The organism is Microcoleus vaginatus HSN003, assembly GCF_022701255.1.
Lineage (GTDB): Bacteria > Cyanobacteriota > Cyanobacteriia > Cyanobacteriales > Microcoleaceae > Microcoleus > Microcoleus vaginatus_B.
In genome coordinates this window covers 428,908-441,735 of record NZ_CP031705.1, presented here as the reverse complement: position 1 = coordinate 441,735, position 12,828 = coordinate 428,908, and the positions used below count along the sequence as shown (strand labels likewise).

At 47.7% G+C, this 12,828-nt stretch carries 11 protein-coding genes; 6 read left to right on the top strand and 5 right to left on the bottom strand.

Going from position 1 to position 12,828, the window contains the following annotated elements:
* Positions 1-60: 60 nt before the first annotated feature.
* Positions 61-654, top strand: coding sequence for a precorrin-6Y C5,15-methyltransferase subunit CbiT (cbiT, locus tag D0A37_RS01890; RefSeq protein ID WP_006633100.1), 594 nt, complete (start codon positions 61-63; stop codon positions 652-654).
* A 481-nt stretch (positions 655-1,135) separates the two neighbouring features.
* Positions 1,136-2,053: a phosphatidate cytidylyltransferase gene (locus D0A37_RS01885; protein ID WP_242720445.1), complete on the top strand. Its 918-nt coding sequence runs from the start codon at positions 1,136-1,138 to the stop codon at positions 2,051-2,053.
* A gap of 163 nt (positions 2,054-2,216) precedes the next feature.
* Here D0A37_RS01885 and D0A37_RS01880 read toward each other — a convergent pair whose 3' ends face one another.
* Positions 2,217-3,008, bottom strand: coding sequence for an LmeA family phospholipid-binding protein (locus D0A37_RS01880; protein ID WP_242720443.1), 792 nt, complete (start codon positions 3,006-3,008; stop codon positions 2,217-2,219).
* Positions 3,009-3,605: 597 nt separating this feature from the next.
* Between D0A37_RS01880 and D0A37_RS01875 the strand changes: the two genes are divergently transcribed.
* Both D0A37_RS01875 and D0A37_RS01870 read left to right on the top strand, forming a co-directional pair.
* On the top strand, positions 3,606-4,400 hold the full coding sequence (locus tag D0A37_RS01875; protein ID WP_242725304.1) for a pseudouridine synthase: 795 nt from the start codon (positions 3,606-3,608) through the stop codon (positions 4,398-4,400).
* A complete protein-coding gene (locus D0A37_RS01870; protein WP_242720441.1) occupies positions 4,397-5,278 on the top strand; it encodes a helix-turn-helix domain-containing protein in 882 nt (293 codons plus the stop codon). The genes D0A37_RS01875 and D0A37_RS01870 overlap by 4 nt, the downstream gene beginning before the upstream one ends.
* A gap of 585 nt (positions 5,279-5,863) precedes the next feature.
* Here the strand turns inward: D0A37_RS01870 and malQ are convergent.
* The 4 genes from malQ to D0A37_RS01850 form a co-directional block, all read right to left on the bottom strand.
* Positions 5,864-7,372 carry a 4-alpha-glucanotransferase gene (gene malQ / locus D0A37_RS01865; protein ID WP_242720439.1) on the bottom strand — a complete coding sequence of 503 codons (1,509 nt, stop codon included), beginning with the start codon at positions 7,370-7,372 and terminating at the stop codon, positions 5,864-5,866.
* Positions 7,373-7,835: 463 nt separating this feature from the next.
* Entirely contained in the window at positions 7,836-7,961 is a 126-nt protein-coding gene (locus tag D0A37_RS01860) for a photosystem II protein Y (RefSeq protein WP_242720436.1), read from the bottom strand.
* 205 nt (positions 7,962-8,166) lie between these two features.
* Positions 8,167-8,925: a MinD/ParA family ATP-binding protein gene (locus D0A37_RS01855; protein ID WP_242720435.1), complete on the bottom strand. Its 759-nt coding sequence runs from the start codon at positions 8,923-8,925 to the stop codon at positions 8,167-8,169.
* A 74-nt stretch (positions 8,926-8,999) separates the two neighbouring features.
* On the bottom strand, positions 9,000-10,787 hold the full coding sequence (locus D0A37_RS01850) for a CHASE2 domain-containing protein (RefSeq protein WP_242720432.1): 1,788 nt from the start codon (positions 10,785-10,787) through the stop codon (positions 9,000-9,002).
* A gap of 336 nt (positions 10,788-11,123) precedes the next feature.
* Here D0A37_RS01850 and D0A37_RS01845 point away from each other — a divergent pair, with 336 nt between their 5' ends.
* Together D0A37_RS01845 and D0A37_RS01840 are read left to right on the top strand one after the other, a co-directional pair.
* Entirely contained in the window at positions 11,124-11,864 is a 741-nt protein-coding gene (locus D0A37_RS01845; protein WP_242720430.1) for a DUF928 domain-containing protein, read from the top strand.
* Positions 11,865-12,005: 141 nt separating this feature from the next.
* The gene (locus tag D0A37_RS01840) at positions 12,006-12,743 is read left to right on the top strand and encodes a DUF928 domain-containing protein (RefSeq protein WP_242720428.1); all 738 of its coding nucleotides are present in this window, start codon (positions 12,006-12,008) and stop codon (positions 12,741-12,743) included.
* Positions 12,744-12,828 lie beyond the last annotated feature (85 nt).

The following is a 12,828-nucleotide window of genomic DNA, read 5'->3' as shown; positions in this document are numbered from 1 at the left end:
CTAATTCTTCCACGAGTTCCAACTGCCGTCTTGCTTCAATCAAAAATCAAAAATATAACTATGCTTTGGCCCTACGTCACTCCAGGCATCCCGGATGACTTATTTGAACGTTTACCGGGCATTCCCATGAGTAAGCGAGAAGTCCGACTGCTGTTAATCTCCCACCTGCGGCTGCAAGCAGATTCAGTGGTCTGGGACATCGGTGCAGGTACTGGTACGATCGCCGTAGAAACAGGTTTGCTGTGTCCCAAAGGTCGGATTATTGCCGTCGAAAGGGACGAAGAAGTAGCAAGCTTGATTCGCAGAAATTGCGATCGATTCGAGCTCAACAACGTAGAAGTCATAGAAGGCAGTGCCCCGGAATGCCTTGCAAACTTGCCCCAACCCCCCCACCGAGTCTGCATCGAAGGAGGTCGCCCCATTAAAGCCATTCTCCAAGAAGTCTGGCGGTACTTGCCACCCCACGGTAGAGTTGTCGCCACAGCATCGAATTTAGAGAATCTTTACGCCCTTTCCGAAGGGTTCGCCGAGTTACAAGTCCGCAACATCGAAGTAGTCCAGTCCGCCGTCAACCGCTTGGAGACTCGCGGCCTGAGTCAAACCTTTGCCGCCGTCAATCCCATATTTATTCTCAGTGGCGAAAAGCTCGATTAGAAGTTAGTTGACAGTTGAGAGTTGAGAGTTGTTATTGGTTATTTGTTACCCATCCCCTTCCAGGGTCTGCCTCCAATGCCCCATGTCCCATGCTTTTAGGCCCTATGCCCATTCCAAAATGTAATTCTTAACCTTTTTTACGTTCAATTAACCTTCATACTTAGAATAAGGGCGACCATAGCTGGATTGACCCCCTGAGTTGAGATTTTGGATCATCGCCAGTTGGGTATTGGGCTTGGCTGTGCAAGGGAGGAAACCGTACCCTAACAATCCTTACATCCTTGCATCCTTGCATCCTTGCGTCGAATGACACCGCCCAAAAACGGATACAAGCCGCCGACAATCGTCGTGAACCACCCAAAATTTTAGACTCTAGTTCAATCTCCCAGATTCATCTGTGGAGTAAATCTAGAATCTAAAATCTAAAATCTAAAATCTAAAATCGAATTACCCACCGCCGTCTGCAAGAGAAATTCATTTTATGCCTTGGTCTCGTATCCTGAGTGGAATAGTTGCGATCGCCCTTGCTTTGGGAATGATTATTATGGGGGGATGGTACTTCAGCGTCGGCTTCGGGATCATCGTTTACCTAGGTCAATTGGAATATTTTCAATTAGCCAGGGCTAAAGGCATTGCACCCGCTGCCAAAACTACCTTAGTTGTCAGTCAAGTTCTGCTAATTACGGCGGCCCTTGCACCGCAACTCGTAGATGCGATGTTTCCCCTCGCTGGAACCTTCATCTGTTTTTACCTACTGTTCCAACCTAAATTATCGACGATCGCCGATATTGCCGCTTCAATTTTAGGATTGTTCTACGGGGGTTATTTGCCCAGCTATTGGGTACGGCTGCGAGTCGGTCTCGACCCAGCCAATCTTGCTACAACCCAACTTTCGCAAGCAGTAGCAAGCAATTTGCCCGTTAACATTTACCCGTCGCCGTCTTGGACAAGTTCCAGCAGCATATCTTTAGGATTGACTTCGCTGCTGCTGGCTTTCCTCTGCATCTGGGCCGCTGACATTGGGGCTTATTTTGTCGGCAAATTCTTCGGCCGCACTAGCCTGTCCCACATCAGCCCCAAAAAAACCGTTGAAGGTGCCATATTTGGAGTTTGCGGCAGCATCGCCGTCGCCGCCGCTGGGTCTTGGTATTTACATTGGCCGGGGTGGGCGTATACGGGGGCTGCTTTTGGTCTGTTGATTGGGGTTGCTAGCCTGTTGGGAGATTTAACTGAGTCGATGATGAAGCGAGACGCCGGCGTCAAGGATTCGGGGCAGTTGATCCCCGGTCACGGCGGCATTCTCGATCGCACCGACAGTTATGTTTTTACCGCGCCCTTAGTCTACTATTTTGTGACTTTATTTTTGCCCGCGATCGACTCTTTTTTAATTAATCGGTAATTGGGAATTGGGAATTAGGAATTGGGAATTGGGAATTGGGCATGGGGAATTGGGCATGGGGTATATATTCCCACGCTTTGCCGAGGAACCAGGTTAAAGTCAACAGTCAACAGTCAACAGTCAACAGTCAACAGTTAACAGTCAACAGTCAACAGTTAACTAACTAAGGTAAAACTCTAATTCCCCCCCGACAAACAATCTCCCCCGGACTCAAAATCAATTCTTCTATCTCAACTTCCGGCCCAAAATCAATTTTAAAACCATGCAAATCACTGTTCTTTAATTCTCCATCGACTTCGATTTCTGGTGCTTCAAACATCAATTCGCGAGGGCTGGCCATCCGCAAACCAGTCCGCAATAGCAAAGGAATTTGCCTACCGCCAGCGCGCAAAATTGCCGCCGAAAGCGTCAACAAACCCGCCTCAATTACAATCTGCGAATTTTGCAACTTCAGCGACTGCTCCCTATCTGTCAGCGGCACCATTGGCAGCAAAAATTCGCTCAAAGCATCAGCAAGTAAAGGCGCTTTCAGCGACGCATTCAAATCCGCTTGGCTGAGCCTCAAAACGCCTGCCACGGGAACGGATTCCAGGAGGCGCAGGGGTTTGCCTTTGAGAGCTTGACCGAGGTTGATGCGAATGCCGCAGCCCTCTATGGCAACTTCCGTTAGGTGTAGTCCTTTATACACAGCACCGCGAGCCGTAGCCGTGACTTTGGGGATCGCACCGCTGAAGATTTGTCGATCGCTCCCCTCAATTTTCACCTTCAACTCGTGCACCTGCTGAACTTGCGATCGCAGCCACAACTGCACCGCCGGCGACAGCACCGCGCTCGCGATCCGGCTGCCTTGACTCGGCGAAGGTCTCTCCGGCTCCTCGCCGAGATTAACAGTCCCACCAGAGCCAGCAGCGCTATCTAAATTGTCAAATTGAAGAGAGTTTCGATCGACAGTCATAAACAATTTCAGAATATAAACCTTAATATTCAAGCACAGAAATTTAACTAGAACTTGCACTTTCGGCCTCATCAACCCGTTTTCTGCACAGATCTACCGCCGTCAACGTGTGATTTGCCGTAGAAACCGGGTTGATGAACTCAAGTCCGATTAATGAAAGAAGCAAGCAGATATCTCGAATCAGCAATGACAGAAGCAGAAAAATTCTCATCCTTTTCCCCTCGGGATCTCTCCTTAGTTCGCGACTTGTGCCCTCCGGAGGAAAAATTCGCATTCGAGCGTATAAATTTAACCAGCAGTACGGGATTTATGGTAGTGTTGGTTTAGGGTCCGGTCAAACCCACACCTCTCAAAGCAGCCGCACAGTAACGGTGCAAGCCTGTGCCTACCGCGAGTCTTTTCCTCGTAGTTTTTGCACAACATTCAGGGTCATGCCATCAGGACAATCTGCATCAGGCCCGGCGTGCTGTAATGATTGGTCAGCATTATAAATTTATTCCCAACCAGGAATTGAGCCTTAGTAGTAAGGTTAAGCAATTAACCGTGTCGTGTTTCCTCCCCCACCGCTCGCGAGTTGGGGGTTTCCACACTCCCGTCATGTCTGATGAAAGGCTGCAAAAAATCCTCGCCCAGTGGGGCATTGCCTCTCGCCGTCTTGCAGAACAGATGATTGTAGCTGGACGAGTCCGAGTTAATGGCAATATTGTTCGTTTAGGACAAAAAGCGAATCCGGAGCGCGATCTCATCCAAGTCGATGGAGTCCCGGTGAAACCAACGGATCGACCGGCAGAGATCTATATGTTGCTTAACAAACCGGCAGGCGTAGTTTCTACTTGCAGCGATCCCCGAGCCCGATCGACAGTTCTCGACCTGCTGCCGCCCAAATTGCGATCGGGTCAAGGCATCCACCCTGTAGGACGCTTAGATGCAGATTCCACCGGCGCCCTCTTGCTCACCAATGATGGTAAGCTGACATTTTCTTTGACCCATCCACGTCACTCGATCGCCAAAACTTATCAGGTTTGGGTAGCTGGCGATCCCCCGGAACCCATACTACAAACGTGGCGTCAGGGCATTGTCTTGTCAGGCAGAAAGACCTTGCCCGCGAAAGTTAGAGTTCTCGATCGCGCGCGAGACCAAACTCTGTTAGAAGTCATTCTATCAGAAGGCAGAAACCGACAGATTCGGCGAACAGCCGAACAGTTGGGATATCCCGTGGTGCGCCTGCACCGCACAGCCATCGGCCCGATTCAATTGCAGCGGCCCGGTGCGCCAATATTGCCACCAGGCTGCTGCCGACCCCTAGAAGATGCGGAAATTATTTATTTATGGAATCTAGTCAACCTAACATCAATAAGCGTGCCAGTAAATTCCCAGGAGCACAGCATATGACAAAGAATTTATTGTTTTTATTCTTCCAAACAACTAAGAAGAAACTGCACTCCCAAGAGCCAGAACCAGCTCAGAAGAAGCTAGCGGAAATTGGGGCTCAACTCCGCCAGTACCGCGAACAGCAGTCGATTTGTTTGGACAAAGTAGCCGTGGTAACAATGATTCGGCGGAATCTGCTGCAAGCCATTGAAGACGGTCAACTCGACCAACTTCCCGAACCCGTCTACACTCAGGGTTTGATCAAGCGCTACGCTGAAGCAATGGGTTTGGACCCAAGTCACTTTGCCGAATTTTTCCCGATCGAACCGCCGGCCCGATCGAGAACCAAGCTATCCTGGCAAGATAGGCCTCAGTTACGGCCGATGCACCTCTACCTCTTTTACACATTTCTAATTATCTGTTCGGTCAATGTCTTATCTCAGTTGATGAGCGGTTCTGTTACCGCAAAAAACGGTGCGGGAGCAGAAGAACTCGCCCTTGGGCAGAAAGAACAAGCCCGTTTAGCTGCTGAGGCATCTAAATCCTCAAACAATCAGAAACCGGATAGTTACACCGCTGTGGAAGCAGCAAAAAGCGGTCAAAATTTAAATCAATCTGGCAATAAACCAGTGATGGTTAGCGTCACTTTTAAAGCAGAATCGTGGATGCAGGTTGAAGTTGATGGCAAAACAGAGTTTGAGGGAATTTTGCCTTCAGGGACTGTTCGCACTTGGGAAGCTCAAAAGCAATTGGTAGTGGTAGCAGGTAACGCCGGCGGGGTAATGATTGCTGTTAATAACGGAGAAGCCGAACAACTCGGAGATCCTGGAGTCGCCAAAGAAGTTGTTTTTAAAGCAAACGAACTCAAGCCTTCAGCACCGCCCAAGAATGAAGGTTGAGTGTTAATGGGTAATTGTTAATGGGTAATCGGGAATAGGTAATAGCGGGCCGTCCACAGCTTTTAATTAGAATGTCCTTCTTGATTCACTAATTACCAATTACCAATTACCCATTAACAATTACCCCTTATCTCCAATGCGGTTGCATCGGAATAGTCAAATCCAGTCAACAGCGATGCCCTGCCCTTCGACTGGGCGGTTCCTGAGCGTAGTCGAAGGGCAGGAACCGCGAAGCCGAAGGGTCAACAATTATGGAGGGATGGTGCAACCGCATTTGAGAGCATTCATTTGGGTTAATCCCTGTTGATCTGCCTGTATCTGCGGTAAAAAAAAGATAATTTATTAACCGCAAATGACAAGGGATTGACGCTGATTCACGCAGAGGTCGAGAATAGAGATAGCAATAATTCCGATGCTAACAGATATGATATAGCAATCCTCGCATCATTGGTGAATTTCTTACTTTCTCAGAGCGGGTTCGGGGAGGGTTGGGGTGGGGTAAAAAAATTACGGCTCATGCAAGGATTGCTATATTACCCATTAACAATTACCAATTACCCATTACCAACTACCCCTTCCCGACGATCAATTTTTATTAGGAGCCCGCCCGGAGATGTAAGTCATAGTTTTGAGCCGATCGCCCACTTCCCAATTCACAGCTTCGGGCCGATACCGCCAGCCCCAATTTCCCTCTGGTTTCCCCGGAAAATTCATCCGCGCGTCTGTACCCAAACCCAACAAATCTTGAAACGGCACAATTGCCATATTAGCAATAGAAATCCAACCCATGCGGATTAAAGACCAGTGAATTCCTTGGGGATCGATGCAGCCAAAATAACGCAAAACCTCATCTCTTTCGTAGTTTTGCAGTTGATTAAACCAGCCGACAGTCGTGTCGTTGTCGTGGGTGCCGGTGTAAACTACGGAGTTGCGATCGTAATTGAAAGGCAAAAAAGGATCGCCCGGACCAGCGCCAAAAGCAAACTGCAAAATCTTCATTCCTGGAAACTCGTATCGATCGCGCAAAGCTTCCACTTCAGGAGTAATTACCCCTAAATCCTCAGCGATAATCGGCAAGTTGCCAAACTTCTCGTTAATTAGATCCAACAAAGCTGTTCCCGGCGCTTTAATCCACTCTCCGTACATCGCCGTTTCTTGCCCGCGCTTCACAGCCCAGTAAGCGTCAAATCCTCGAAAGTGGTCGATCCGAGTCACGTCTACATAAGAGAAAATCGCTTCAAAACGCTGCACCCACCACTCGAAATTAGTTGCTTGCAACTTCTCCCAATTGTATACGGGGTTGCCCCACAATTGACCTGTACTGCTGAAGTAATCAGGGGGAACTCCGGCCATTAAAGCTGGTTCTCTGCTGGCTTCATCCAAGCAGAATAAGTGGGGATTCGACCACACATCCGCGCTGTCGTGAGCTACATAAATCGGAATGTCACCAATAATTTGAATGTTGCGCTGGTTGGCATAGCGTTTCAACTCCGTCCACTGACGAAAAAACTCAAACTGGACGTATTTGTAGTAATAAATCTCAGCATTTAGCTGCTGGCGCCACTTTTCTAGCGACTCTGGTTCTCGACGGGCAATTTCTGGTTCCCAATTGTTCCAGCTAACACCGCCAAAGTTGTCTTTTAGTGCCATAAAGAAGGCATAATCTTCCAGCCAACTCTCTTTGCTTTCGCAAAAAGCTGAGAATTCTCTTTGCTGAACCGGCGATGCTTTGGCTTTGAAGTTTTCGCAAGCTTTTTTGAGCAAAGACACTTTCAGGGCGATCGCCGGCTCGAAGTCTACATAATCGAGCGGAAATTCTGGCAAATTAGCGAAGTCTTCATCTGCGAGCAATTGATCGTTCCGCAGCAGTTCTGGGTTGATCAGCAGCGGATTTCCCGCCATTGCTGAATAGCACGAATAAGGAGAATTGCCGTATCCTGTCGGGCCCAGCGGCAATATCTGCCAGTATTGCTGGTCACTCTCTACTAAAAAGTCAATAAACCGATATGCTTCCATTCCCAAGTCCCCAATGCCAAATCGACTGGGAAAGGATGTGGGGTGAAGTAATATGCCGCTCGATCGGGGAAAAAGCATAATCTACCTAAAGATATAGGAATTCAACATTGACAATTTGACCGATATTCCCTACAAGTTAAACTTCGCAGTTTTGAGGGTAATTGTCAGGGCAAATACTTTTGTGATTGTCTCATATTTTCTGGCAGAACGTGCTTGCCAAATATTTTTATGGCACTCTACTCACAACCCTTTAGTAGAGTCCAAAACATCAAAATCCGGAGTTACGCGATCGCCCTGCTTTCACAGCTAGGTTTTTTTACCCAGGCTCGTTTGCTGGAACAAAGTAGTGTGCTTGATCGCACCCGGTTTCTGCTTAATTTTTAAATATAACTTTTCTTTTTTTTTCGCCCCATCTCTCTGCAGTCGTAAATTGCCCACCAAAAATCACCCATCACTTAAGCAGAGCCAATGCACAAATCAGCCGACTGTTTTGTATCTCAAAAAACAGTCGGCTGCGAAATTACCTGAAAAGAGGCTGAGTTTAAGCTTGCTTGTTCAAAAATTTCTGCACTTGTTTGAGAGCTATAGTGCCGATGTTGTAAGCAGCCCAGCCGCCCGCCAACAATACGGGCATCAATACTATTAGTATGCGGAAGTCAAAATCCATGAGTTCTCCTCCTAAAGTTTTTTAACAAATTCTCATAATCTATTTGTATCTCATTTTGTCGCCATTCTCATGACTCTTTAACCAAATATTGTCGGCTTTAAAAGTTCCTCCGCCGCTAGCAGCCGGATACCCAGGAGGACATCGCTCCGCAGGAATTGAGATCGACACTCACTGCTGAGCGGGCGATCGGCTCTTGCTACACCAATCATCCCACAATCTGTTTCGCAATCCCTTCCACAACCTTAGTTAGAGGGTCGTTAGGGAAGTGCAGCACAAACACTCCCTTGCTGGCGAGCAGCATCATTTTGTCGCTGTGGGGCAGCACCCCTGCCACTGGGATGTTGTAAATACTCTCTACTTGCTGCTTCAAATCCTCGAAATCCAGGGATTCGGGGGCTTTGTTGATCGTCATCAAAATCTTGGGAACTTCTAATTTTCGGGCCACATCTACCGTGACAGCCGTTCCCTGAAAATCTTGCTGATCCGGACGCAAAATCAGCAGCAGGATGTCGGAAATGGTGATGCTGAGGAGGGTTTCTTCGTTGAGCCCCGGGTGCGTGTCGATAAATAGGTAGTCTAAGTTCAGAACGTCGATCAGTTCTTCAAAGCCGTCGGTAAGCAGTCCCACGTCGTAGCCTTCGCGCAAAACTCGCGCTATCTCCCCTGCTTTAATGCTCGAAGGAATCAGGTAGAGGTTGCCGTTAGTGGCTAATTTGGGCAGCAGCGAACTCACATTGTAGGCCGTATCGGCGATCGGGCACCGGCCCCACAGGTAATCGTTCAGGCAGTGATCCATGTTGCTCTCGCTGAAACCGAACAGCACGTGAATTCCTGGTGATTGAATGTCTGTGTCCACAATGGCGACCCGATTTCCGCCGCGAGCGATAATAGATGCCAGGTTTGCTGTCGTGTTCGATTTGCCAGTTCCGCCCCGGTAAGAGTGGACAGAGATGATTTTGGACATGATCTGCGTATGAGGGTAAGAAACGGCGAGAATCAATAATTATGATGCAATTCTCGATGCAGTCGAGTTGTCTGTCACTCTTCCTTGCCCCCCAAATCCTCCTTGTCAGTTAAACTATCAATTTTTTCATCTTTTATGCTCTTTTGGGCGCCCCTGCGCTGCCGCATTTGTTTGGCTTTGGCTTGCAAATCGCTGAACTCGTCATCAGGTTTGGTTTCGGCTGAACTAGCACCGCCGCCGGCATCGATCGCACCCGTTGGTGAGCTGCTTTCCGATTCACTCACGGCGGCGCGCTGCTTCTGCTGTTTGGCTTTTTCCTGCAACTGAGCTAAGTAGTCGTCTGTCTGACTTTCGGCCTTGGCAAGCTCTGCGGCATCTGCAGTTATTTCTTGGGAATCGGAAGGTGCTTTTTCAGAGGTTTCTTTTTTACTAATCCTCAGTTTATCTTTCTTTTGCTGCAATTCTTTAAAGAAATCCGATTCTGTGATTTCTGCAACTTGCTGTTCTTTTTTGGCTTGGTCTATTTCGATTTTGAAGACTTGTTTTACTCGATCGCTAATTGCTTTCGCGTATCCGGCTTTATTAAATCTCTCTGCTGATATAATGCTGCCGCCAGTTAGGATTAATGCTAAGGCTGGCGCTGCCACAGGCACCCACCCTCCCAACAGAAAAATCCCAAACCCGATCGCGCAGCACCCGCACAGCATGGCTGCGAATGTCAGCGCCAACTGCGCTGGGTGAGCCATCCGCGATGCCACGGTTCCTCCCACAATTGACCATGCCGAAATCCACAAGATTTCTGCCCATTCCGGCCAAAACCAAAACATCGGTCTGTTGTCTAAAACTGTACTCAAAATTTGGCTGACTACTTGTGCGTGTGCCACGATCCCCGGCATGAACTGGTTGCTTTGCTTTCGCCCACTGTAAGGAGTATAAAAGAAATCTTTAACGCTTTCTGTGGTGTAACCGATGAGCACTATTTTATCTTTAACTAAATTCGGGTCAACTTTCCCTTCTAAAACATCCGTAATTCTGACTTGGTTGGCAACTTGCCGCCTGGAACGATAGTTAATTAATATTTGATATCCCCTGACATCGGTATGTGTGTATCCTCCGTCATTGCTTGCTAGTTGTTTTAATTGGGTTTTTCCCAGCCATAAAGATTGATCTGGTGCAAGTTGAGGATAGATTTTTTCCCCTTGCAGGTAGCGGAGTGCTATGTGGAGGTTGAAGGAAGCTAAAACTTGAGAATTGTCATTGCAAAGATGTTTTTGGACAGAGGAGTTGCCCTCAATTGTCGGCGGTTTCATAAATAATAAAGCCTTGCGGAGTATGCCCCCGGCATCGACTCCGAAATCTGCAAATCCCACCCGGTTTTCTGGCAGCCCCGGCGCAGGTGGAGAACCGGGATTGTCCGGGCTTCCGTCGGTGACTAAACATACCCCGATAATGCGATCGCTTTTTTGTAAAATTTTAGTTAATTCCTCGCGCCCGTCTCCTAATGGTACGTCTCGCAGTACATCTAAACCGATGACTGCCGGCTGCATTTTTTCTAGTTTTTGTAAGATTTCAGCTATTTTGCGATCGGATATCGGCCACTGTTTCAGTTTCTGAATGTCTGCTTCGGTAATCCCCACAACTAGCAAACGCGAGTCTGGCTGTTCATCGGGACGCCACCTCACCATTTGGTCGTAAGCGCTTAATTCTACTGGTTCGAGTATTCCTAGCAGTCTGGCTCCCATCAAGGATAATGTTACTGCCGCGCTGGCAATTAATACAGACTTAGCCAATGCTAGTGATGGTTTATACATTTGACTCAATTGAGCCGCTGCCGATCGAATTTTTTTAGATATTTTACTCATTATCCCAGCATATAAGTTTGACTTGTTTCTGGAACCGCAGTTGTTTCACCTTTGCCGCCTGCTGGAGACTTTCTCCATCTTAGAACACTCGGAAACTCCGACCACTTTGTTACAAAAATTTACCTTACGTGGTGAGCAACTGTATCCAATGATACTTGCGACCTAGGCAACCTGATTGTGCCGACAGAGAATCCACTTGCCGCTCGAATTAATTAATGTTATTGATGATATGTCAAGGTTTAAATTGTGTATCTGCGGCCTCGACTAGCAGCTCAAAAATATTTGTCGCCATCAGCGAATGCCTGTGTTTGGAATTATAGTGAAAGGTACACCAAAATGAAACGTTTTATACATCGGGCTACACTTGCGGTCGCCGTATCTGCGATCGCAGCTACCGTACCCAGTTCACTTACACCGATGCGCGCACAATCTCAGCCACTTATACTGAGTCAAAATGTTAATTTCAAGCCTCCTGACGTAACAGCCCCCGCCAACCGACAAGGAGGGACACATCGCGGCAGCAAGCTTTGTCCAGCGGGTTTATCTATTACTCCTTTAGTGCCTCCCACTAATATCGGTTTAACCGTAACAGATTCTCCGACAATTTTTGTCTATATTCCTAACACCTCGCCCGAAATAGAGTTTACTTTGCTCAACGAAAAGGAAGACAAAGTTGTCTACGAAAAAACATTTAAAGTTGACAAATCCGGGATTGTTGGAGTTAGTATTCCTGCTACCGTGGGCAACAACAAATCCCTTGAAGTTGGCAAGCGATATGTATGGTCATTTTCGATGGTTTGCGACCCCGAAGACCGCTCTGCCGATTCAGTTGTTAAAGGGTTCGTGCAGCGAATTGAACCCGCGGCAACTCTCAAGAGTGATTTGGCAAATCCCGACCCAATGACTAGACTCAACGTTTACGCTAAAAATGGGATTTGGTACGAAACTATCGCTACTTTAGCCCAAATGCGGCGCCAGACACCCGGGGATGCGACGCTGACAGCCAAGTGGACGCAGTTATTGCAGTCCCAAGGACTAGAATCAGTTGCAGCTCAACCGCTGGTTGGGCCTCTTTAAATCTCGCTATTTCTGGAAGTTTTGTCGGTCTGCCGATGGCGAGGTGAAAATTGACCCATTTACTCGATCGCGCCCGGAGCTAAAACTCCGGGTTAACATTAGAGATTCGCTCTATAAATATTTATACAAGTTGGTGGAAAAATGAAACGTTTTATACATTTTACTGCATTGGCGATGACTGTATTGGCGATCGCCGTTACTCTCCCCAGTTTGCTTACACCGATGCAGGCTGTGCCTGCACCCATTCTGCTGAGTCAGAATGTTAATTTCACACCCCCAGATGTAACAGCCCCCGACAACAGGCAAGGGGGGACGCATCGAGGCTGTAAGTTACGGGATGGTTTATTCATTACTCCCTTAATACCTGAAAGCAATATTGGTTTAACGCTAACAGAATCGCCAACATTTTTTGTATATGTTTCTCAACCCGCAGCTCAAGTAGAGTTTGTTTTGCTAAACGAAGATGAATCCGAAGTAGTCTACGAAACTACTATCAAAAATGACAAAGCCGGAATTGTGGGAGTTAGCCTTTCTGAGAAAGACCAGACAAAAAATATTGAGGTTGGTAAGCGATATGTGTGGTCCTTTGCACTAGCCTGCGATCCTCTGGAGCGTTCTGGAGATTATATTGTTAAAGGATGGATGCAGCGAATTGAACCCCAGGCCAATCTCAAGAACGATTTGGCAAATCCAGACCCTATGGCTAAGGTGATTGCTTATGCTAAGAACGGGATTTGGTACGAGACTCTTGCGACTCTCGCCCAAATGCGGAACCTCGCCCCCGATGATTCGCGACTGACGGCCGAGTGGACGCAATTGTTGCAGTCCCAAGGACTAGAATCGATTGCCGCTCAACCGCTAGTTCAGTCTTTGGAATAACGACTCTTGACCAATCACTGCTGAGTGTTTGCATAGTCAATTCTTCAATTCTTTAATCCAGTGACCGAAACCAGCCAGGGTACAA